Below are 22,895 nucleotides of genomic sequence, written 5' to 3'. Positions count from 1 at the left end.
GCTTCTCCGATCCGGATTCCCCACCCCATCGCAATTCAAGGACGAAACCGATGACGACGAAACCGATGACACTGCTGAGATCCTCCCGCCTCGTCAAGGCGAGCGTGGCCGCCGCCGCGTTCGCGCTCACCGTGTCGGTGGCCGGCTGCGGCGCCGCGGGCCAGGAGACCTCCGGGGAGACGCGGCAGTTCAAGGCGGACAACGGCACCGTCGAGATCCCCCAGAACCCGCAGCGCGTCGTCGCCACCGGGTACGCGGTGCCGACGCTCATCGAGGCCGACGCGCCGCTGGTGGGCATCTCCTCGTGGCAGCGGGGCGAGCCGATGATGTCCGACGAGGACATGAAGACCTATCAGGATCTGCCGAGGGTCGCGGGCGAGACGGCTGCCGAGACGAACTACGAGGCCATCGCCGAGCAGAACCCCGATCTGATCGTCATCGGTGTGCCGAAACCCATCTTCCAGGAGATCGACACCGAGCGGCTCGAGTCGATCGCCCCGGTCGTCGCGATCGGCCCGGACGTGCCGTCGGCGTGGAAGGAGGTCTCCAGGAAGCAGGCCGACGCCGCGGGCGCGCTCGAACGGTTCGACGAGGGCAAGCGCGAGTACGAGCAGAAGGCCGAGGAGCTGAAGGGTAAGTACGCCGACGCGCTCGACGGCCTCAAGCTCGCCCACATCGGCGGGTACGGCGAGGTCGAGAACGGCAACTTCCAGCGCGAGTTCGACGGCTCGTGGGGCACCAACGTGGCCAACGACATCGGTGCCGAGTACTACGGCCAGGTCTCCGAGAAGGGCAAGGGTTCCCGCGCGGTCAGCGAGTACCCGTCGCTCGAGCAGCTGCCTTCGGCGCTGAAGGACGCCGAGGCGATCACCTACACCGTGAACGCCGACGGCTCGCTGCCCGAGGCCGTGAAGTACGTCCTCGACTCCAACCTGTGGAAGAACCTGCCCGCGGTGAAGAAGGACATGACGTTCCCGGTCAAGTACACCGAGGCGGCGACCTACGGCCAGGCCACGACCGCGCTCGAGGCGCTGGACGAGACCTTCGCACCGCTGTTGAAGAAGTGACGCCGCGGACGTGAGCACGGCACCCACCCAGGCAGGCACCGCACCGCCGACGAGGAACGCCCCGTCGAGAACCGGCCGCTCGGCCGTCCTCGCCGGGGTTCTCGTCGCGCTGCTGGCCGCGATCGTCGCCAGCATCGCCGTCGGTGCGGAGAGCGTGCCGCTCGGCCAGATCTGGCCCGCACTCACCCATTTCGACCCGCTGTCGGGCGATCATCTCGTCGTGCGCGACATCCGCGTTCCGCGCACGTTGCTCGGCATCGCCGTGGGTGCGGCGCTGGCCGTGGCCGGCGCGCTCATCCAGACGTTGTCGCGCAACCCGTTGGCCGAGCCCGGAATTCTGGGCGTCACGCATGGCGCGGGCTTCGCCTTGACGCTCGGTGCCGCGCTCGGACTGGCCGGAACGGCGCTCGGCGAACTCGGTCTGGGCGTGGCCGGAGCGGTGCTGGCGACGGTGCTGGTCTACGCGGTCGGCAGACATTCGACGTTGCGCCTGCTGCTCGCGGGTGTGGCGCTGTCGGCCGTGTTGCAGGGGGTGTCGCTCGGAGTGCGGCTGACGTCCCCGGACACGCTCGACAAGTACCGGTTCTGGTCCGTCGGCTCACTGGCTGGCAGGGAACAGACCGACCTGACGATCCCGCTCGTGGCGATCGCGCTGGCCCTGGTCGGTGCGTTGCTGGTCGCGCGGTCGCTGAACGCCGTGGCACTCGGGGAGACGGTGGCGCACACGCTCGGCGCGAACGTCGCTCGCGTGCGGACGGTGACCCTCGTGCTGATCACGGTGCTGGCCGGTGCCGCCACGGCCGTGGCCGGGCCGATCCTGTTCGTCGGCCTGATCGTGCCGCACCTGCTGCGCAGGCTGACGGTCGGTTCGGTGCCGTGGCTGGTGACGTTGTCGATGATCGTCGGGCCGATCCTGATGCTTGCGGCCGACACGATCTCGCGCGTGGTGCTGCACACGGGCGAGGTGCCGGTCGCGATCGTCACCGCGTTCCTCGGCGGGCCGATGCTGATCTGGGTCGTGCGCCGGTACGGGGCGGGATCGCTATGACGACGACGGAGTCCCCGAAGCGGACCGCACAGGTGCGCGTGCCGGTACGCGGGCGCGCGTGGTGGATCGAACGCCGCACCCTCGGCGTGGTCGTCGGCTGCGCCGTCGCGATGCTGGTGCTCGGGTTCGTCGGACTGTCGTTCGGGTCGAGCTGGTCGACGCCCGGCGAGGTGCTCGGCGCGCTCACCGGAACGCAGCCGTCGGTGGTCATCGTCGAGTGGCGCGGGCCGCGGGTCGTCGCCGCGATCCTGTTCGGTGCGGCGCTCGGCGTGGCCGGTGCGATCTTCCAGAACCTGACCCGCAATCCGATGGGCAGCCCGGACATCATCGGCCTCGACGCGGGCGCCTACACCGGTGCACTGCTGGTGATGACCGTGTTCACCGGCGCCACGACCACCGTCGCGTTCGGATCGGTCGTGGGTGGACTGCTCACGGCGGCCCTGGTGTACGCGCTGTCGCGGTCGGGCGGGCTGTCCGGGATGCGGCTCGTGGTCATCGGCATCGCGGTCAACGCCATGGTCACCGCCCTGAACAACTGGCTCGTGCTGCGCGCCGAGCTCGAGGTCGCGATGGCGGCGGTGGGCTGGAACTCCGGTTCGCTCAACGGCATCGACTGGGACGACCTGATCCTGCCGTTCTCGGTCATCGCGGTGCTGCTCGCGCTGGCTTCGCTGCGTGCGCAGGCGCTGCACCAGTCGGCACTCGGTGACGCGGTGGCGGTCGCCACCGGGGTCGGACTGGAACGCCAGCGGTTGCTGATGGTGTTCATCGGCGTCGGCTGCACCGCCACCGTGACGTCCGTGGCGGGCCCGGTCGCCTTCATCGCACTGGCCGCACCGCAGATCGGACGCAGGCTGGCGCGCGCGCCCGGTGTCCCGCTGCTGCCCGCGGCGCTGTGCGGTGCCGTGCTGCTGCAACTGGCCGACCTCATCGCGCAGATGCTGCTGGCCCCCGTGTCCCTTCCCGTCGGCGTCGTCACGACGGCGATCGGCGGTTGTTACCTGATCTGGCTGCTGGCCCAGGAGGTGAGGCGCAGATGACCGCCCGGCTGCGTGCCCAGGACGTGACCCTCGCCTACGGCGAACGGGTCGTGTCCACCCGGCTCAGTCTCGACGTTCCGGACGGCGGGTTCACCGCCGTGGTCGGGCCGAACGGCTGCGGCAAGTCGACCCTGCTGCGCGCGTTCGTCCGGCTGCTGCGGCCCGACGCGGGCACCGTCGCACTGGACGGGAGATCGGTCTCGTCCTTCCCCGCGAAGGCGCTGGCTCGGGAGCTGGCTTTCCTGCCGCAGGACCCGCTCGCGCCGGAGGGCATCAAGGTGCGGCAACTGGTCTCGCGGGGCCGTTACCCGCACCAGTCGCTGTTGGCGCTGTGGACCAAGGAGGACGAGCAGGCCGTCTCCGAGGCCATGATCACCGCGGAGGTCGAAGACTTCGCCGAGCGGCCGGTCGCCGAACTGTCCGGCGGACAGCGCCAGCGCGTGTGGGTGGCGATGGTGCTGGCACAGCGAACGCCGTACCTGCTGCTCGACGAGCCGACGTCCTTTCTGGACATCACCCACCAGTACCGGTTGCTGGCTCTGCTGTCGCGGCTGCGCGACGAGGGCAGGACCGTGATCGCGGTGCTGCACGACATCAACCAGGCCTGCCGGTTCGCCGACCACCTCGTGGCCATGAAGGACGGCCGGGTGGTGGCCGAGGGTGCCGCGGCCGACATCGTCGACGCGGCGTTGATCAAGGACGTGTTCGACCTGCCCAGCGTCATCACACCCGACCCGGTGAGCGGAACGCCGATGGTCGTCCCGGAATGAGCGGGCTCACCCACTGATCCCGTGCTGCCGGTGCCGAGAGAACCGGGTCCCGAAAACGCTGTGAGGAGCGAGTGTTGTCGTCGTCGGAAACGCCTGAGGCCGCCGAGCTGTTCGAGCTGACGAGCGCGCAGCTCGGTATCTGGAACGCCCAGCGGCTCGAACCCGACTCGCCGTACTACGTGGTCGGCGACGTGGTGCAGATCGAAGGCGGCGACCGGATCGACACGGCGCTGCTGGCCGAGGCGATGACCGGAACGCTCGCCGACGCCGAATCCCTGCGGCTGCGCATGACCGAGACCGCGGACGGCCCGCGGCAGTGGGTGAGCGACGAGCCGGTGGTCCCGCCGCGGGTCGTCGACGTCCGCACCGAGGCCGACCCGCGGGCGGCGGCCGAACAGCTGGTCACGGCGGAACGGTTCGCGCTGGCCGAGTCCTCCCGCGGCATGACCGGGCGGCCGCTGTACTCGCAGACGATCATCGTCCTGTCCGACACCGAGGTCTGGTACACCCAGCTCGGTCACCATCTCGTGTTCGACGGCTACAGCGCGGCGATGCTCGCCCGCCGCACGGCCGCGCGCTACACGGCGTCGGTGGCGGGCACCGAACCGCCTGCGTCGCCGTTCAGCTCGTTCGCCGACTTCGTCGCCGCCGACCGGGAGTACCTCGCGAGCGACAAACCGGAGCAGGACCGCGCCTACTGGGTCGACCGGATGACCCCGTTGCCGGACCTTCCGGAATGGACGACGCCCGGGTCGGGGCCCGCCGACACCGTCTCGGCGCAGACGGTGTTGTCCGCGGGCGACATGACGGCGCTGCGGGCGTTCGCCGACCGGGAGGGCGTCACGTGGGGCGACGCCCTCCTCGGTTGCTACGCGGTGTTCCTGCACCGCGTGCTGGGGCGCACCGACGTGGTGTTCGCGCTGCCGCTGATGTGCCGGACGAGCGGTCCCGAGCTGCGCACCCCGGGCATGGCGGTCAACGTGCTGCCGTTGCGGATCGAGGTGCGCGGTGGTGACTCGCTGGGCATCGTCGCGCGGCGGGTGGCCGAGGCGATGGCCGAGATGCGGGTGCACCAGCGCTATCGGGGGGAGAACCTGCCGCGCGATCTGGCCGCGCCCGGCGCGGGTGCGATCCTGCACGGCGCCGGGGTGAACCTGAAGGCCTTCGACCTGACGTTGGACTTCGCCGGGTCGAAGGGCGTCATGCGCAACGTCGCGGGCGGGCCGCCAGAGGACATGGGCCTGAGTGTGCTGCCCACGAGGGACGGCGGCCTGCTGCTCGGGTTCGAGGTCGACGCGCGTACCCACACGCAATCCGATGTGGACGCCCGGCTGGCGACCGTGTGCACGCTCGTGCGAGAGCTGACCACTGAGGACGGTCCCGAGGTGGGCCGGGTGCCGGTGGTGGCACGGGAGGTGCGCGACTCGCTGCTGGACGCGTGGTCGCCGCCCGCGGTGCCCGGTGAGCCCGCCTCGGTTCCCGACGTGCTCGCCGCGCTGGCGACGTCGCGCGGAGCCGACGTGGCCGTCGTGTGCGGTGACGAACGCGTGTCGTACGCCGAGCTGGCGGCACGCGTGCACCGGCTCGCCAGGACGTTGCGGGCCAGGGGAGTCGGCCCCGACGACCTCGTCGCGATCGCGCTGCCCCGCTCGGTCGACTACGTCGTCGCGCTGCTGGCGGCCCTCGACGCCGGGGGTGCGTTCCTGCCGCTCGAGGCCGACCACCCGGACGAGCGGGTGCGGATGCTGCTGGACGACGCCCGGCCCGCCGTGGTCGTCACCGACCCGTCCCATCCCCGTGCACTCGGCGAGTGGCCCTCGGTGACGACCGCCGACGCCGCCCATGCCGACGACCGGCCCCTGTCGGACGGCGAGCGCGTGCGCGGACGCCGGCCCGACGACCTGGCCTACGTCATCTACACGTCGGGCTCGACGGGCAAGCCCAAGGGTGTACTCGTGCCCGACCGTGGGTTGCGCTCACTGCTGCACCACCAGCGTTCGACAGTGGTCGCCGACACCGAACGCGGCGTGGGCAGGCGGCTGCGGGTGGCCCACACCTACTCGTTCGCGTTCGACTCGGCGCTCGACCAGCTGGTGTGGCTGCTGTGCGGGCACGAACTGCACCTCTACGCCGGCGATGTGCTGACCGACGCCGACGCTCTGCTCGCCACCTACACCCGCGACGGCATCGACGTCGTCGACACGACGCCCTCCATGGCGGCACCGCTCGCGGACGCGGGCCTGCTCGACGGTGCGCCGTACCGCCCCGCGCTGCTCGTGCTGGGTGGTGAGGCCACCCCGCCAGCGCTGTGGCAGCGGGTCGTGGAGTCGGATGTGGACGGGCGCAACATCTACGGTCCCACCGAGGCGACCGTCGACGCGGCCTACGCCGAGATCACCGGGGACGAGCCGGCCATCGGCCGCCCGCTGGCCGGCACGCGGGTCTACCTGCTGGACAACGCCCTGCAGCCGGTCGCACCCGGCTCGACCGGGGAGCTGTATCTCGCCGGGCCTCAGCTCGCGCGGGGTTACCTCGGCCGCTTCGCGGGCACCGCCGAACGGTTCGTGGCCGATCCCTACGGCGGTCCGGGCGATCGGATGTACCGCACGGGCGACCTCGCCAGGTGGGTGCCCGGCCGCGGTTTCGTCTACACGGGACGGGCGGACGGCCAGGTCAAGATCCGCGGGCACCGTGTCGAGGTCGGCGAGGTCGAGGCGGAGCTGGCGGCGCTCCCCGGGGTGAGCGCCGCCGCCGCGGTGGTCCGCACCGACACGGCTACGGCGCGCCTGGTGGGCTATGTCGTGCCGGCCAGGTCCGGCACCGACGTCACGTCCGAGACGGTGCGGGACGCGCTCGCCACCCGGCTGCCCGATCACCTCGTGCCCTCGGCCGTCGTGGTGCTCGACGAGCTCCCGCTCACGGTGAACGGCAAGGTCGACCGTGCCGCATTGCCCGCCCCTCGCGCGACGTCCGGCGGCCGCCGCGCCGCTACCGACCGCGAACGCCTGCTGTGCGCGGTTGTCGCCGAGGTCTTCGACCTCGATGCCGAGCAGGTCGGCCCGGACGACGACTTCTTCGGTCTCGGCGGCGACAGCATCAGCGCGATCAGCGTGAGCAGCAGGCTTCGCTCCCACGGGTTCGAGCTGCGCCCCCGCGAGCTGCTCGCCCGCCGCGACCTCGGTTCGCTCGCGGCCGGGCTCGCCGAGCTCTCCGGCACCGGCGGCGCGGCCGCCGACGAGCACGACGAACCCGAGGGCGACGTTCCCGCCACCCCGATCATCCGCGGGCTGTTCGAACCCGGCCCGCCACCCGAAGCGGTGGCTGGCTATGCACAGTGGACGGTGGTCAGCACCGTCGAGCCGGTGGATCGCGATGCGCTCGTCGCCGGTGTGCGGTCCGTACTGGCCACGTATCCCGCGCTCCGGATGCGCCGCGGCGGTGACGGCGGACTCACCATCCCGCCCGCCGAACCGGAAACCGGCGACGTGTCCGGGGCGGCCGCGGACGTCGTTCACACCGGCAGCTCCAATCCTGGCGCGTCCGATCCTGCAGACGTCGCGCGCTCGCTGGCGGCCACTCTCGACCCCGACGCGGGCCAGATGCTGCGGGTGGCGCTGCTCGGCCACCACCGCATCGTGATCGTCGCGCACCACCTCGTCGTGGACGGGGTGTCGTGGCGGGTGCTGATCCCGGCACTGCGCGCGGCGACGCAGGGCACGCCACCCGAACCCGAGGGGACCTCGTTCCGCGCCCATGCGCTGGCGCTGGCCGAGCAGGGCTCGTCGGGGGCACGGCGCGCCGAGCTGGAGTACTGGCGCGGTGCGACCGACCCGGACATCCGCCCACTGGGCCTGCCCGCGCTGGACCCGGCGCGGGACACGGTGGGCACGGCCCGCACCGAGACGACCGTCGCGAGCCCGCGCGTGTCCGAGGCGGCGCTGTCGACACTGCCGTCGGCCTACCGCACCGGCACCGACGAGGTGCTGCTGACCGCACTCGTGCTGGCGCTACGGTCGCTGCGTACGCAGGATGCCTTCGGGATCACCGTCGAGAGTCACGGACGTCATCCGCAGACGTCGGGGGCGGATCTGTCCCGCACCATCGGGTGGTTCACCGCCGAGTTCCCGGTACGCGTGCCCGCGGATGCCGTGGGCACCGACGCCGCACTGCGCGAGGCACTGTCCGGCGGACCCGCCGCGGGCCGCTTGCTGCGCGCGGTGAAGGAAGCCCGCCGCGCCGTGCCCGATGAGGGCGTCGGCTACGGCGTGCTGCGCCACCTCGACCCCGACGCCGGCATCACCGCCGGCCCGCCCGAGGTGCTGCTCAACTACCTGGGCCGCTTCGCCGCCGGGGACGGCGGTGACTGGCGGCTTCCCGACCGCGAGGCGTTCGCGGTCGTCGAACCGGAGTCGAAACCGCTCGAGCAGGTGCTGGCGCTCAACTGCTTCGTCCACGAGGCCGGAGAGTCCACAACGGACGGTCCACGGATCGCCGTCGAGTGGACGGCAGCGGGGCGGCTCCTCGACGACGATGCCGTGGCCGGCCTGCAGTGTGCCTGGGAGGCGGCGCTCGACGCGCTCGCCGTCCACGCCGAGCACATCGGCCCGTCCGGCGGTGGGCTGACCCCTTCGGACCTGCCGCTTGTCGCACTGCAGCAGGCCGACATCGACGCACTCGAACGCCGGGGGCCCGTGGCCGACGTGCTGCCCGCGACCGCACTCCAGGCCGGACTGTCGTTCCACACCCTCGCGGCGGACGAGGAGGACGCGGACGTGTACGTCGTGCAGGCCGTGCTCAGCCTCAGCGGCGACGTCGACCCCGTACGGCTCGCCGACGCCGCGCGCGAGCTGCTGCGCAGGCATCCGGCGTTGCGCGTGCACCTGGCGACGACCTCGGGCGGGGACGTCGTGCAGGTCGTGCCCGCCGACGTCCACCTCGACTGGGACACGGTCGAGCTGGCGGGCGCCGATCAGGCAGGCGAGGCCGCCTTCGAGGCGTTCGACGCCGCACGGACGGCCGAGTTGAACCGCCGGTTCGACCCGGAGACCCCGCCGCTCATCCGGTTCCGCCTCTACCGCCTCGGTGCGCGGCAGTACCGGCTGGTGCTGACCAACCATCACGCGCTGCTCGACGGCTGGTCGATGCCGCTCGTGGGCAGGACGCTGCTCGGGCTGTACCGCGAGCTGGGCGGTGGCCCGGCGGTGCCCGCCGCGGCCTCGCTGCAGGACTACCACCGGTGGCTCGCCGAGCGCGACCGCGACGCCGCACTGGAGGCGTGGCGGTCGGCGTTGTCGGGAGTGGACGAAGGGACGCGCCTGGCACCCGTGGCCGCCCGGCGCGGCGTGGCACGGCCGGGACGCGTGTCGCTCGAACTGGGTGCGGAGTTCAGCGGCCGCCTGCAGCGCTTCGCCCGTGACCGCGGCGTCACCGTGACCACGGTGCTGCAGGCGGCATGGGGACTGCTGCTCGGCAGGCTCACCCGCAGGCGGGACGTGGTATTCGGCTGCCCCGTCTCTGGTCGTCCGGCCGAAGTGGACGGGGTCGAGTCGATGATCGGCCAGCTGGGCAACACGATCCCGGTGCGGGTGCGCTACCGGCCCGAGACCACCGCCTCGGACCTGCTCGCCGACATCCACGCCGAGTCCGTCGCGCTGACCGATCACCACCACCTCGGCCTGCCCGACATCCAGCGGGCGGTCGGGGTCGGCGAGCTGTTCGACACGCTGCTGGTGATGGAGAACTTCCCGTTCAACGGTGCGGGCATCGCCGTCGACGAACACGCCGAACTGTCCGGTGTGGACATCACCGACGCGACGCACTACCCGCTGACCGTCATCGCCTTGCCCGGCGAGGCGCTCACGCTCGCGCTGAGCTACCAGCCGCAAGCTTTCGACGAGGAGACCGTCCGCGGCTACGCGCGGTGGCTGCACACCCTGTTGACCGAACTGGTCGACGACCCCGACCGGCCCGTCGGCCGGCTGCCGATGCTCGACGACACCGAGACCGCGGCCGTGCTGCACGAGGGCACGAAGTACCTGCCCGCCGTGGAACGGCAGGGTCTGCTGGAGACGTTCGGCGCGTGGGTCGCCCGCACGCCCGACGCCGAGGCCCTCGTGTGCCGGGAACGCAGCCTGACCTACGCCGAGCTCGACCGGCAGGCGAACCGGCTCGCGCACCGGCTGCTGGACGCGGGGGCCGGGCCCGAGACCCCCGTCGGCATGCTCCTGGGCCGCGACGTCGAGATGATCGTCGCGTTGTTCGGCATCCTCAAGGCGGGCGCGGTGTATCTGCCGCTGGATCCCGACTACCCGGCCGAGCGGCTGCGCTACATGATCGAGGACGCGCGCCCGGCCGCGTTCGTCACCGACGGCGCGGCGCTGGCCAGGCTGGGCGGCGAGGTGCCGGGCGACGGTGCCGTGGTGCGCCTGGACGAACCGGCAGCCGCGGACGGCCGGGACGACGATCCCGTGCACGCCCGCACCACGCTCACGCCCGACTCGCTGGCCTACATCATCTACACCTCCGGCACGACGGGTAAGCCGAAGGGTGTGGCCGTGCCGCACCGTGGCCTGCGCGACCTCATCTCGCTGCAGGAGGAGGTCGTCGGAGTCACCGACCGGGACCGCTACCTGCACTTCGCCTCGACGAGCTTCGACGTCGCGGTCTGGCAGACGATGGTGCCCCTGGCCTCCGGCGGCACGCTCGTCGTCGCACCGGAGGAGGTGCGGGTCCCCGGCGACGAACTGCTCGACTACATCGCCGAGCACCGGCTCACCGGTATCAACCTGCTGCCGTCCTTCCTGTCGGCCGTCCCGGAGGACCGGGTGGTCGACGAGGACGTCTTCTTCGTCGTGGGTGCCGAGCGGCTCGACCCGGAGCTCGCCGACCGCTGGGGCAAGGGCAGGCGGGCGCTGTTCAACGCCTACGGCCCGACCGAGGTGACGATCAACTCGGTGACGTGGCAGTACGAACCCGGCAACCGCGGCACCGTCCCCATCGGACGGCCGGACCCGAACGTGCGCGCCTACGTCCTGGACGACGGCCTCCAGCCGGTGGGGGTCGGCGTGCCCGGTGAGCTGTACCTCGCGGGCCCGAAACTCGCCCGCGGTTACCTGGGCAGGCCCGGCCAGACCGCGCAGGCGTTCGTCGCCGACCCGCACGGTGAGCCGGGTTCGCGGATGTACCGCACCGGCGACGTCGCGGCGTGGCGCCCCGACGGCCAGCTCGTGTTCCTCGGACGCGCGGACCGGCAGGTGAAGGTGCGGGGGTTCCGCATCGAGCTCGCCGAGATCGAGAGCGCGTTGAGCCGGCATCCCGACGTGCGCGGGTGCGCGGTGGTCGTGCGCGGTGGACGGCAGCTGGTGGGGTACGTGATCCCCGCGGAGGGCTCGAGTCTCGATCCGGTCCGCTTGCGGGCCGACCTGCTGCGCGAATTGCCCGAGTACATGGTTCCCGCGGCGTTCGTGGCGCTCGATCGGCTGCCGCTCACCCCGGGCGGGAAACTCGACGAGCGCGCCCTGCCCGCACCCGACCACGGCGAGACCGGTGCCGGGCGCGAGCCGCGCACCCACGCCGAACGGGTACTGCTCGACATCGTGCGCGAGGTGCTGGACGCCGGCGAGGTCCGGCTCGACGACCACTTCCTGGAGATCGGCGGCGACAGTATCGTCTCGCTCCAGGTCGTCTCCCGCGCGCGGCGGCACGGCCTGCGGCTCGGTCCGCGCGACGTGCTCGACGGCGGCACCGTCGCCGGGATCGTCGCGCGCTGTGAGCACGCGGGGGAGGGCTCCGCCCGGCCGGACGCCGGTCCGTCCACAGGCGACGCTCCGCTGACGCCCGTGATGCGCGATCTCCTCGAACGTTCGCCGAAGCCGGACGACTTCTGCCAGTGGACGGAGCTCTGCGTGCCGGCGGGCGGGGACCGGCAGGACTGGGCGCGGGCGGTCGACACGCTGCTGGACACCCACGACGTGCTGCGCGCCCACCTGGCGCGCGGTGCCGACGGTCCGGTGCTGCGCATCCCCGAGACCGGTGCGGTCACGGCGGCCGAGGTGCTCACGGCCACGACCGCGACCGGGGACGCCGACGTTCGCGGGCTGATCGACGACTGGATCGCCGACATCCGGGGGCGGTTCGACGTCACGGCACCTCCGCTGGTGCGGATGCTGTGGGTCGACCGCGGGCCCGATGAGCTGGGCCGATTCGTGATCGCGGCGCACCATCTGCTCGTCGACGGCGTGTCGTGGCGGATCCTCGTCGACGACCTGGCCGACGCCTACGCCGGTCACGACCTGCTGCGTCCCGCACCGTTCGCCGGGTGGGCGCGCGAGCTCGCCGGTGCCGCCGACGCCAGGGCGGCGGAGGCACCGCACTGGCGCGAGGTCGGCAGGAAACCGCCGAAACGACTGGCGCGCACGGCACTCGATCCCGACCGGGACACCGGAGCCACCGCGGTGCACCACGAGTTCGCGCTCGATGCCGGTGCCACCCAGGCGCTGCTGACGGCGCTGCCCTCGGCGTATCGCGCCACCCCGGACACCGTGCTGCTCACCGCGCTCGCCCGTGCCGTCGGCCGGTGGCGCCGTCGGCCCGCCGACCTGTACGTCGACCTCGAAGGCCACGGCAGGCACGCACCCGACCCGGCGACGGAGGTGGATCTGTCCCGCACGGTCGGCTGGTTCACCGCGGTCCACCCCGCGCGGATCACGCTGCCGGACGGTCCGACGTCGGCTCAGCTGAAGGACGTCAAGGAGCGGCTGCAGGCCCAGGGCGACGGACTCGGCCACGGGGTGCTCTCGGCCGCGGGGGTCGTCACCCCGGTGCGGCCCGAGGTGAGCTGGAACTACCTCGGCCAGTTCGCCGCGGCCCCGGTCGCCGAGCGCGCGTGGCAGGCCCCGCCGGGGTCGGCACCGTTCGGCTCGGCCGGTGACACGCTCCCGCTGCCGCACGGCCTCATGCTCAACGCGATGACGTGGGACGAGGGCGACGGCCCGGCTCTGCACGTGCGGATCACGTGGCCACGTGCGCTGTTCCCCGACGACGACGTCGCCTCCCTGGCCGAGACGTTCCGCGCGGAACTGGAGGCACTGGCCGCCGACGACGAGGCGCTCGCGCATGCGGGCCGCACCCCGTCGGACCTCGTGCTCGGCGGTCTCGACCAGGCCGATGTGGACGCTCTCGAGACGCGCTACCGCCTCGTCGACGTGCTACCCCTGAGCCCGCTGCAGGAACTGGTGCTCCGGCACTCCCGCCGCGTTCCCGACGGCGGTCACGACCCGTACACCGTGCAGGCCACGTTCTCGCTGTCCGGCAACGTCGACGTCGATGCGCTGCACGCGGCCGTCGGCGACCTGATGCGGCGGCATCCGAACCTCGGTGCCGCCTTCCCCGACGGCATCGATGGCCAGGTGCTGATCGCCGACGCCGCGCCCGACGCCCGCTACGTCGACGTCTCCGGCGAGTCCGACGTGGACGCGGCGGTCGAGCGGGTGCTGGAGGCCGACCTCGCCGAACGGTTCGACGTGACCGCCGGATCGCTCGTGCGCCCGACCGTCGTGCGCCGAGGGGCCGACCGCGTGGAGTTCGTGCTCACCACGCATCACCTGCTCAGTGACGGATGGTCGGCGCCGCGCATGCTCGGTGAGATCTTCGCCGCCTACGCCGCGCGCACCGGCTCGGCCGCCACCCTGCCGGAGCCGGTGCCGTTCACCAGGTACCTGCGCTGGCTGTCCGAACGCGACCGGGATGCCGACGTCGCGGCGTGGCAGGACGTGCTCTCGACCGTCGACCGGTATGACCGCGCCCTGCCGGACGTGCCGCCCGGCGAGGCGGCTGCCGAACGGCCCGTGCCGGTGACCTTCGACGTCGACGCGACCTCGGTGCGCAGGCTCAGCGCCGCGGCCGCCGCGCACGGACTGACGGTCAACACGCTCGTGCAGGGCGCGTGGTCGGCCGTGCTCGCCGCCCGCACCGGACGTACGGATGTCCACTTCGGTGCCATGGTGTCCGGCCGTCCGCCCGAAGTGGACGGCGTCGAGGAGATCATCGGTCTGCTGGCCAACACCGTTCCCGTGCATGCAGCGCTCACCGGCGGGCTCGTGACGGCGCTGCGTGACCTGCAGACACGGCAGCAGGCGATGGCCGAGCACCACACGACACCGCTGCCTGCGCTGGAGCGCTCCGTCGGCGTGAAACGGCTCTTCGACAGCCTGCTGGTGTTCGAGAACTACCCGGTGGACCCGGACCGTCTCGCCGAGCCTGCTCCGGGGCTTCGCATGACGGGAATGCGGTTCCGCGAGTTCACGCACCACCCCGTGACCGTGACCGTGATGCCCGAAGGGGCAGGCTGGCGCGGGATCGTGGCGGTCCGCCCGGGCACGGCGACCGACACGAACGCGGACGCACTCGCCGACGCGCTCCGGCAGACGCTGGCCGCGCTGCCCGATCTCCTGGCCGAGCACGGGAGCGAGGGACCGGGCGCGGGACCGGGCGCGGGACCGGGCGAGCCGGGAACCGGCAGGAGCACCGGTACCGGCACCGGTCCGCAGGTGGCCGCGCTCGTCCGGGTCGCCGAGCGGTCGCTGCGGGGACCGGAGTGACGGCCGCGGCGAACACCGGCGAGCCGGTCGAGTCGGAGCGGATCGACGGCAGGCTGCTGGCCATGTCGCTCGTGCTCGTGCTGGGCACGTTCATGGCCTCGCTCGACGCGACGATCGTCAACGTCGGACTGCGCACCCTCGGTGTCGAGTTCGGCGCGGCCGTCACCGAGGTGCAGTGGGCCAGCACGGCCTACCTGCTGGCGGTGGTCGCCGCCGCGCCGACGTCGGGATGGCTGGCCGAACGGTTCGGCGCCCGGCGGGTGTGGCTCGGCGCGGTGGCGCTGTTCCTGGTCGGCTCGGTGGCGTGCGCGCTGGCGTGGTCGACGACATCGCTGGCGGTGTTCCGCGTGCTCCAGGGGCTCGGCGGCGGTCTGCTGCCGCCGACCGGTCAGGCGCTGCTCGCGCGCGTGGCGGGCAAGGCGCGGACGGGGCGCCTCATGAGCATCGTCGGCGTCGTGCCGATGCTCGCGCCGGTGTTCGGCCCGCTCGCGGGCGGCACGCTGTTGCGCATCGCAGGCTGGGAATGGCTGTTCTTCGTCAACGTCCCCATCGGACTCGTCGCGATGCTGCTGGCCGTGTGGCTCGTCCCGCGGGTGCCCGCCTCCGACGACGTGTCGCCGTTCGACCTGCGCGGCGCGGTGCTGCTCTCGCCCGGCCTCGCCGCGTTGATCTTCGGGCTGACGGACCTCGGTTCGCAGGACCGGAACACGGTTCTCGCCGTGACGGCGGTCGCCGTCGGCGCCGGACTGCTGGCGGCGTTCGGTGTGCACGCCTGGCGTTCGGACCGGGTTCCCCTCGTCGACCCCCGGCTGCTGCGTACACCGCCGTTCAGTGCGGCCGTGCTGGCGTTGTTCGTCGCGGCGGCCTCGGTGTTCGGCACCATGTTCCTGCTGCCGATGTACCTGCAGACCGGGCGCGGACTGTCGGCGTTCGAAGCCGGGCTGATGCTCGCACCCCAGGGGATCGGCGCCGTCGCGGGCTCACTGCTCGTGGTGAAACCGCTGATCGACCGCGTACCGCCGCGCACGCTCGTGCTCGTCGGTTTCGTGCTCATCATCGCGGCGACGGTGCCGCTGACCCGGCTGGCGGACCTGCCCGACGAGGGGCTCGTCGCCACGCTGCTCGTGCGCGGCGTCGGCACGTCGATGATCGCCTCGCCGGTGATGAACATCGTCTACTCCGGTGTGGACCGTGCCCTGCTTCCCCGTGCCTCCAGTGCGCTCAGCCTCGTCAACTACGTCGGCGGCGCCGTCGGCACGGCCGGGCTGGCCGTGCTGCTGGAGATCCGCCTTGCCGTCGGCGGTGACGTGGATGCCGCGTTCGCCACGGCGTTCTGGTGCGTACTCGGCCTGTGCGTGCTGGCGCTGGCCGGATCGTGGCGGCTGCCGAAGGTCTCACCGCGGGACCGGTGACTCGGGCGGTGACTCGGGCGGTGACACAGACTGGCGGTGACTTGGGCTGGCGGTGACTTGGCCCGTGATCGGCGGGCTCGGCGGCGGGTTCGTGGTGACCTCCGCCGCCGAGCCTGCCGGTGACGTCACTTCAGGGTCGCGCCACCGTCGACGTACAGCTCCTGCATCGTGACCTGCCGCGCACGGTCGGAGGCGAGGTAGAGCACCGCGTCGGCCACATCGGACGGATCGGCGATCCGGCGCAACGGGATGCCGACGCGGTAGTTCTCGGGGTCGCCCTTGAGGATCGGATCGGGGCCCCCGCCGTCCTGTTCCCACATCGTGCGCTGCATCGGTGTGTCGGTCGAACCGGGGCACACCACATTGCAGCGGATGCCGTGGTCGGCCAGCTCGAGGCCCAGCGACTTGGTGAACATCGTGGCCGCCGCCTTCGACGCGGCGTAGGCCGCCATGCCGCGCCGCGGGACGCCGCTCGCGTTCGACGACACCGTGACGATGCTGCCGCGGGCACGTGGGACCATGTGCCGCGCGACGGCGCGGGAGACGTGGAACACGCCGTCGGTGTTGACCGCGAACGTGAATCGCCAGTCGGAATCCGAATAGGACTCCACGGGTCCCTTCGCCAGTACACCCGCGACGTTCGCCAGCACGTCGATAGGCCCGACCGCGTCCTCGGCCTGCGCCACGACCTCGTCCACCCGCGCCGAATCGGTCACGTCGCACGGGATCGCGGTGACACCGTCGATCCCTGCGTAGGCCTCGGCGATCCGCGGGTTGCGGTCGGTGGCCACCACGGTGGCCCCCGCGTTCCGCAGCGCGTGCGTGACGGCCGCACCGATGCCCTGTGCCGCGCCCGTCACGAACGCGATCTTCCCCGCGAACTCCTGCTGCTCCACGTCAGCTCCTCGTCCGCACCCGTGGGTGCACGTGTGTCTGCGTCTGTCGGTGAGTCGGTTCGGCGAACGCCGCCGACGTTACCCGGACGCGCGACAACCGGGCTGTTGACGTGGACACATCCCGGGGTCGGACACGCGAAATCCCCGGACGGTGAACCGTCCGGGGATTTCGGTATCAGGCTGGCGAATGCCGTCCTCAGGCGCCGAGGATCGACGGGATCGCGCCCGCCCAGGCCGAGCTGACCAGGCCGGCGGCGCCGGCGCCGAGGTGGGCACCGGACTCGTTCCAGGTGTTCACGTAGTCCACACCGGTCGGGTCGGCCGGGACCTCGGGCACGTCGATCGTGCCGGCGGAGGCCATGCCGGCGCCGGCGGTGAGGGCGCCCAGAGCGATGGCGGTAGCGGCGGTGGTACGAGCCAGGGTCTTACGCAATTTCCAGTCTCCCTAGGAATTGGCACATCCGTTGTTGGGCCGGGGGTGGCCCGACAACAAGATCGTCGTCCGGTTGGAGAGAAACACGCAACCCCTCCCATGCGATCGTACCCTGGGTGAACATGAAAGAGTGACACGTTGTCACGCAACGCTTTCGCGATTCCCGGGCCGCGGGTCCCACTGTCGAATGACGACAGTCCACAGGCGAATCACTTTCGAGTATGTGCCCCTCGATCGTCCACTGCGGCCGACCTCGTCGACGTGCCGGTTATGTCCGGACCCAGTGCGGGGCGTCTCGAGCAGGCGCAGAGGTCATTCGCCGGTGGTGCGCCAGAGGTCGACGACACTCACACCGACCCGGCCGAGCAGCTCCCTGGTGAGCGGAAGGCTGATACCGATCACGCTCGACGGGTCGCCGTCGACGCCCTCGACGAACCATCCGCCGAGTCCGTCGAGGGTGAACGACCCGGCGACGTGCAGGGGCTCACCGGTGGCGACGTAGGCGTCCAGCTCGTGCTGCGGGGGCGTGGCGAATCGCACCACGGTGGTGCGGGTGTCGCTCGCCTCGGCGGTCACCGCGTCGCCGGACAGGCGCAGCACGGCATGGCCGGTGAGCAGTTCGCCCGTGCCGCCCGCCATCTCGGCCCAGCGTTTACGGGCGACCTCGGGGGTGTGCGGTTTGCCGACGAGGCTGCCGCCGATCGAGAGCATCGAATCGCAGCCGACGACGAGCGTGTCCTGGTCGGTGTCACCGTCGGTGCTGCCGGTGAGCGTCTCGGCCACGGCGTGGGCCTTCGCGGAGGCCAGCGCCGTCACCACGTCGGCGGGCTCGGGGTCGGACAGGCTTGCCGTGACGGCGTCCTCGTCGACGCCGGAGACGATGACCTCGGGGTCGATGCCGGCGGCGCGGAGGACGGACAGGCGGGCGGGGGAGGCGGAGGCAAGAACGAAACGCACGTGCTCAGGTTAGAGGCTCTGCCCACCCGGCCGTCAGCTGTCGAGCAGCGGCTGCGCCACGATCGGTTCGGAGACGTCGCGGTGGCGGGCCGAGGGGTCGTTGTAGAAGGGATCCGCGCCCTCGGGCAGATGGACGAGTTCGCGCTGCGCGTGGGCGAGGGGTTGCCGGTGCAGACGCCAGTACTGGTCGGCGATGCGATCGGGGTCGAACGGGCCCTCCGGCTCGACGATTCCCGCCACCGCCACCACGGCCACGTGGATGCCCCAAGGCAGAAGCTGCTTGTGCAACCCCAGGCCGAGGCTGCGGAGCGCGGCTTTGCCCGCGGCCAGCGTGGCCCACTCCGGATACGGTTCGAGGGCGAGTCCACCGCCGGTGAACAGAATCGTCCCGCGTCCGGCCGCTTTCATGGACGGCATCACGCGCGGCCTTGGTCAACGCCGTGCGGAGTGCGTGCTCGTCGCCGGCGTCGGCCGGAAAGGCCCGTGCTCGCGGCGCCGGCCGTCAGCTGTCGAGGAGCGCTCCGTGGGTGCTGCCGATGTGGGCGGCGAGGCGGTGGCGGAAACCCTCGGCGTCGCCGTGCTCGAGGAGGGTGCACAGTTCCTCGTGCTCGTCGAGGATCGCCGCGCGCCTGCCCGGCACCCGCTGGAGCGCCGACGTGGCCATGCGCACCTGCCGGTCGTGCAGTCCGGAGTAGAAGTGTGAGATCAGGCTGTTGTCGGCGGCCTCGACGAGCGTGGCGTGGAACTGGCGGTCCAGTGCGGAGAACCGTGCCGTCTCGTCGGGGGTGTCGACGTCGCGCTGCCGGGCGAGGACCGCGCGCATGCGCCCGGCGACGTCGGCGGCGATGCCACGTTCGACGACGCGTTCGGCCGCGTGGCTCTCCAGCAGGATGCGCGCCTCGGTCACCTCGCCCACCTCGTCGGGGGAGACCGGCACGACCAGGGCCCCTCGTTTGGGGTACAGGCGCAGCAGACCCTCGACCTCGAGACGCAGGAACGCTTCGCGAACCGGGGTGCGCGACAGGCTCAGCGCCTCCGCCGCCTCCCCTTCGCTGAGCAGCTGTCCGCCGGGGAGACGGCCGTCGAGGATGCGTTCCTTGACCCACTCGTAGACGCGCTCGCTGGCCGGGCGGCGGGGTCGGGACGCGGCCGGCGGCTGCACCGCGACAGACGGGTGTGACCGGTCGCTCGTTGACATGCCCCGCAGTCTAGCCACATCGTTGAGTACAACATAGATACAAGTTGTGTCTTTCCGTTTCGCCGGGGTGCCGCGGTGCGGTCGCCGGCGTGCGTCCCGTGTTTCGCGGTGTGTGAGGGGATGGGTGTGCGTTCACTCGAGTCCAGGCCGGCCTGGTTGCCGTGGGCGATGTGGTCGCTCGGCGCGCTCTGCTACCTGGCGGCGATGTTCCACCGCATGAGCCTGTCGGTGGCGGGACTGACCGCCCAGCAGCGGTTCGACATCGACGCGACGGGGCTGGCCGTGTTCTCGGTGGTGCAGCTGGCCCTCTACGCGCTGCTGCAGGTGCCCGTCGGCATCGGCAACGACCGGTTCGGACCGCGCGTCCTGCTGGTCGGCGGCACGGCGCTGATGGCGGCGGGCTCCGTCGTGTTCGCCCTGTCCACGGCCTACCCCGGCGCCATGGCCGGGCGCGCGCTCATCGGGGCGGGTGACGCCTGCATGTTCGTCAGCGTTCTGCGCATCACCCGCAACTGGTTCCCCGGCCACCGCTACGCCTTCGTCGCCGCGCTGACCGGCATGATCGGCGGACTCGGTCAGCTCGTGGCGACGTCCCCGTTGGCCGCGCTGCTGCACTCCCAGGGCTGGACCGGTGCGTTCCTGAGCGCGAGCGTCATCACGGTGGTCGTGCTCGTCGCCGTCGTGGTGGCGCTGCGCGAATCGCCCGAGCCGCGCGTGCGGAAGGCCGACCGGCCCGCTCCCGCCGAGACGCTCCGCGAGAGCCTGCGCGGCACGTGGCGGGCCCGCGGAGTGCGCCACGCGTTGCTGACGCACTTCGTGCTCATGGGATCGTTCGTCTCGTTCACGGCCGTGTTGGGCCAGCCGTACCTCGTTGCCGCGCACGGGCTGACCGAGTCGGGAGCGGCCGGGCTCGTGACCGTCGTCGTCCTCGGCTTCGTCGTGAGCAGCACCGTCGCGGGCCAGGTGGCCTCCCGCCGTCCCGACCTGCGTAGCGGTCTCGTGCTCGGAGCCGTCGCGATCGCGTTGTGCGGGGCGGTCCTGCTCACCGCGCTGCCTGCGTCGGCACCGGTGTGGACGCTGCTGCCGGCGATGGTCGCGCTCGGCGTCGGCGGAGGCGTGAGCATGCTCGCCTTCGACCTCGCCCGATCCTCCAGCCCCCAGCACCGCGGAGGCATCGCCAGCGGCCTTGCCAACATGGGCGGGTTCACCTTCGCCGTCGTCTCACAGCTCGGGGTCGGTCTCGCCGTGGACGGGCTGCTGGCCGCGGGCGTCACCGAGGTCGACGCGCAGCGCTACGCCTTCGGGGTGCCGCTCGTGCTGGCCGTGCTCGGCGCGGTGGCCGTACTGCGGTTGCGCGGCAGCGCAGGCAGGGACAGCTCGGAGTTCACCGCTTCGTCCGGCGTGCCCGCTGCCGGCACCGGGCAGGCCGGCGAATCCCCGGACGCCCTCGCCACCACACGCTGACCCGGCGTCCACATCCGCACTGTGCCTGCTCAGGTCCGTGCCTGCTCAGGTCCGGATCAGCGGTGCGGGCCTGCCGGTGCGGGGTCTGCCGCTGCGGGTCAGCGGTGCAGCCTCCGTCAGCGGCGGAAGGCCGACGCCCGCCACGCTCCTGGACCAGGCGTCAGCGGCGCGCGGACCAGGGCGGCGCGGTCCGCCCAGCGGGAACGGGCCGGAGTGTCGTCGCCGTCGGTCTCGCCGCCACTCGCGGCCAGGCTCGCGACCACGGCCGTGAGTGCGGCGAGCTCGGTGTCGTCGGGCTCACCGCGCACCACCCGCAACAACGGCTGGGACGGCTCGGCCGCTTCGGTCTCGTCTGCGGTACTCACAGCGGAATGTTCCCGTGCTTCTTCGGGGGCAGGGTCTCGCGTTTCTCGCGGAGCATCCGCAGCGCACGCGTGACGTGTCCGCGCGTGTGCGCGGGTGGGATGACCGCGTCGACGTAGCCGCGCTCGGCCGCGACGTACGGGTTGCAGAGCGTGTCCTCGTACTCCTGGATCAGCTCGGCGCGCAGCTGTTCGACGTCCTCGCCGTTCTCGCCGGCCTGGGCCAACCGCTTGCGGTGCACGATGTTGGCCGCGCCCTGCGCGCCCATCACGGCGATCTGCGCGCTCGGCCAGGCGATGTTGATGTCCGCGCCGAGGTGCTTGGAACCCATGACGTCGTACGCGCCGCCGTAGGCCTTCCTCGTGATGACCGTGACCAGGGGAACGGTCGCCTCGGCGTAGGCGTACAGCAGCTTCGCGCCGTGCCGGATGATGCCGTTCCACTCCTGGTCCGTACCCGGGAGGAAGCCCGGAACGTCGACGAACGTCAGCACCGGCACGTTGAACGCGTCGCAGGTGCGCACGAACCGGGCCGCCTTGTCGGAGGCGTCGATGTCGAGGCAGCCTGCCAGCTGGGTGGGCTGGTTGGCGACGATGCCCACCGCGTGGCCCTCGACCCGGCCGAACCCGGTCAGCACGTTCGGCGCGAACAGCTCCTGCACCTCGAGGAACTCGCCGTCGTCGAGCACCCGGCGGATGACCTCGTGCATGTCGTAGGGCTGGTTCGGCGAGTCCGGGATCAGCGTGTCGAGTTCGCGGTCGTCGTCGGTGACGTCCTCGGCGATCGAGCCGCCCGTCGGTTCGGGCGCCTCGAACACCGGCGCCTCGGCCAGGTTGTTCGACGGCAGGAAGCTCAGCAGCTCCTTGACGTAGGCGACCGCATCGTCCTCGTCGGAGGCCAGGTAGTGGGCGTTGCCCGACTTGGCGTTGTGGGTGCGCCCGCCACCGAGGTCCTCGAACGTGACTTCCTCACCCGTGACCGTCTTGATGACGTCCGGGCCGGTGATGAACATGTGCGAGGTCTCGTCGACCATCACCACGAAGTCCGTCAGCGCGGGGGAGTAGACGTGCCCGCCCGCGTTCGTGCCCATGATCAGCGAGATCTGCGGGACGACACCCGAGGCGTGCGTGTTGCGGCGGAAGATCTCGGCGTACAGGCCCAGCGACACGACACCCTCCTGGATGCGTGCGCCGCCACCCTCGTTGATGCCGATGATCGGCCTGCCGGTCTTGACGGCCAGGTCCATGACCTTGGTGATCTTCTCGCCGTACACCTCGCCCAGCGCGCCGCCGAGCACCGTGACGTCCTGGCTGAAGACGCACACCTCGCGTCCGTCGATCGTGCCGTACCCGGTCACGACACCGTCGCCGTACGGACGGTTTGCCTCGAGCCCGAAGTTCGTCGACCGGTGCCGGGCGAGTGCGTCGAGCTCCACGAACGAACCCGGGTCGAGCAGCATGTCCACGCGCTCCCGCGCGGTCTTCTTGCCCTTGGCGTGCTGGCGTTCGACCGCCCGCTCCGACCCCGCGTGCACGGCCTCGTCGTAGCGCAGGTACAGGTCGGCGAGCTTGCCCGCCGTGGTGTGGATGTCCGGATCTGTGTTCGGTGCGTCAGGCGCGTCCCCGACCGGCTCCGTTGCGCTGCTCATG

The 22,895-nt window shown here is 71.9% G+C and carries 14 protein-coding genes; 7 read left to right on the top strand and 7 right to left on the bottom strand.

Translation table 11 applies throughout. The features are described 5' to 3' along the window. Positions 1-65: 65 nt before the first annotated feature. From IF64_RS0121045 to IF64_RS0121020, 6 genes are all read left to right on the top strand, one after another. Positions 66-1,067 (top strand): ABC transporter substrate-binding protein, encoded by a 1,002-nt coding sequence (locus IF64_RS0121045; RefSeq protein WP_030533880.1) that lies wholly within the window; start codon positions 66-68, stop codon positions 1,065-1,067. 109 nt (positions 1,068-1,176) lie between these two features. Beyond that, complete coding sequence (locus tag IF64_RS0121040; RefSeq protein ID WP_030533879.1) at positions 1,177-2,115, top strand: FecCD family ABC transporter permease; 939 nt, start codon at positions 1,177-1,179, stop codon at positions 2,113-2,115. Further along, entirely contained in the window at positions 2,112-3,155 is a 1,044-nt protein-coding gene (locus tag IF64_RS0121035; RefSeq protein ID WP_084705999.1) for a FecCD family ABC transporter permease, read from the top strand. The genes IF64_RS0121040 and IF64_RS0121035 overlap by 4 nt, the downstream gene beginning before the upstream one ends. Then, a complete protein-coding gene (locus IF64_RS0121030) occupies positions 3,152-3,925 on the top strand; it encodes an ABC transporter ATP-binding protein (protein WP_030533877.1) in 774 nt (257 codons plus the stop codon). Before IF64_RS0121035 ends, IF64_RS0121030 begins: the two co-directional genes overlap by 4 nt. Positions 3,926-3,996: 71 nt before the next feature. Further along, positions 3,997-14,523, top strand: a complete 10,527-nt coding sequence (locus tag IF64_RS0121025; RefSeq protein WP_084705998.1) for a non-ribosomal peptide synthetase — start codon at positions 3,997-3,999, stop codon at positions 14,521-14,523. A 62-nt stretch (positions 14,524-14,585) separates the two neighbouring features. Further along, positions 14,586-15,935: a DHA2 family efflux MFS transporter permease subunit gene (locus IF64_RS0121020; RefSeq protein ID WP_051758046.1), complete on the top strand. Its 1,350-nt coding sequence runs from the start codon at positions 14,586-14,588 to the stop codon at positions 15,933-15,935. A 125-nt stretch (positions 15,936-16,060) separates the two neighbouring features. On the opposite strand, the gene IF64_RS0121015 is transcribed toward IF64_RS0121020, so the two are convergent. The 5 genes from IF64_RS0121015 to IF64_RS0120995 form a co-directional block, all read right to left on the bottom strand. After that, complete coding sequence (locus IF64_RS0121015) at positions 16,061-16,831, bottom strand: 2,3-dihydro-2,3-dihydroxybenzoate dehydrogenase (RefSeq protein ID WP_030533874.1); 771 nt, start codon at positions 16,829-16,831, stop codon at positions 16,061-16,063. Between the two features lie 196 nt (positions 16,832-17,027). Further along, positions 17,028-17,264, bottom strand: coding sequence for a hypothetical protein (locus IF64_RS0121010; protein ID WP_030533873.1), 237 nt, complete (start codon positions 17,262-17,264; stop codon positions 17,028-17,030). Positions 17,265-17,576: 312 nt separating this feature from the next. Further along, complete coding sequence (locus tag IF64_RS0121005; protein ID WP_030533872.1) at positions 17,577-18,221, bottom strand: Maf family protein; 645 nt, start codon at positions 18,219-18,221, stop codon at positions 17,577-17,579. Positions 18,222-18,254: 33 nt separating this feature from the next. Then, positions 18,255-18,629, bottom strand: a complete 375-nt coding sequence (locus tag IF64_RS0121000; RefSeq protein ID WP_211252627.1) for an SDR family NAD(P)-dependent oxidoreductase — start codon at positions 18,627-18,629, stop codon at positions 18,255-18,257. Between the two features lie 94 nt (positions 18,630-18,723). After that, positions 18,724-19,419 (bottom strand): GntR family transcriptional regulator, encoded by a 696-nt coding sequence (locus tag IF64_RS0120995; protein ID WP_048807495.1) that lies wholly within the window; start codon positions 19,417-19,419, stop codon positions 18,724-18,726. A 126-nt stretch (positions 19,420-19,545) separates the two neighbouring features. On the opposite strand from IF64_RS0120995, the gene IF64_RS0120990 reads away from it, so the two are divergent. After that, on the top strand, positions 19,546-20,883 hold the full coding sequence (locus tag IF64_RS0120990; RefSeq protein WP_246134838.1) for an MFS transporter: 1,338 nt from the start codon (positions 19,546-19,548) through the stop codon (positions 20,881-20,883). 116 nt (positions 20,884-20,999) lie between these two features. Here IF64_RS0120990 and IF64_RS0120985 read toward each other — a convergent pair whose 3' ends face one another. Next, positions 21,000-21,248 carry an acyl-CoA carboxylase subunit epsilon gene (locus IF64_RS0120985; protein ID WP_030533868.1) on the bottom strand — a complete coding sequence of 83 codons (249 nt, stop codon included), beginning with the start codon at positions 21,246-21,248 and terminating at the stop codon, positions 21,000-21,002. Beyond that, the gene (locus IF64_RS0120980; protein WP_030533867.1) at positions 21,245-22,894 is read right to left on the bottom strand and encodes an acyl-CoA carboxylase subunit beta; all 1,650 of its coding nucleotides are present in this window, start codon (positions 22,892-22,894) and stop codon (positions 21,245-21,247) included. The genes IF64_RS0120985 and IF64_RS0120980 overlap by 4 nt, the downstream gene beginning before the upstream one ends. Position 22,895: the final 1 nt, after the last annotated feature.

The organism is Prauserella rugosa (assembly GCF_000719975.1).
Taxonomy (GTDB): Bacteria; Actinomycetota; Actinomycetes; order Mycobacteriales; family Pseudonocardiaceae; genus Prauserella; species Prauserella rugosa.
Note: the sequence above shows the minus strand (reverse complement) of the source record. Positions and strands in the feature narration are given on the sequence as shown.

Bases quoted from the DNA above. Each gene is read 5' to 3' on its own strand.
- IF64_RS0121045 (WP_030533880.1), top strand. From the start codon at position 66: ATGACACTGCTGAGATCCTCCCGCCTCGTCAAGGCGAGCGTGGCCGCC.
- IF64_RS0120980 (WP_030533867.1), bottom strand. From the start codon at position 22,894: ATGAGCAGCGCAACGGAGCCGGTCGGGGACGCGCCTGACGCACCGAAC.
- IF64_RS0120995 (WP_048807495.1), bottom strand. From the start codon at position 19,419: ATGTCAACGAGCGACCGGTCACACCCGTCTGTCGCGGTGCAGCCGCCG.
- IF64_RS0121030 (WP_030533877.1), top strand. From the start codon at position 3,152: ATGACCGCCCGGCTGCGTGCCCAGGACGTGACCCTCGCCTACGGCGAA.
- IF64_RS0121000 (WP_211252627.1), bottom strand. From the start codon at position 18,629: ATGAAAGCGGCCGGACGCGGGACGATTCTGTTCACCGGCGGTGGACTC.
- IF64_RS0121035 (WP_084705999.1), top strand. From the start codon at position 2,112: ATGACGACGACGGAGTCCCCGAAGCGGACCGCACAGGTGCGCGTGCCG.
- IF64_RS0121020 (WP_051758046.1), top strand. From the start codon at position 14,586: ATGTCGCTCGTGCTCGTGCTGGGCACGTTCATGGCCTCGCTCGACGCG.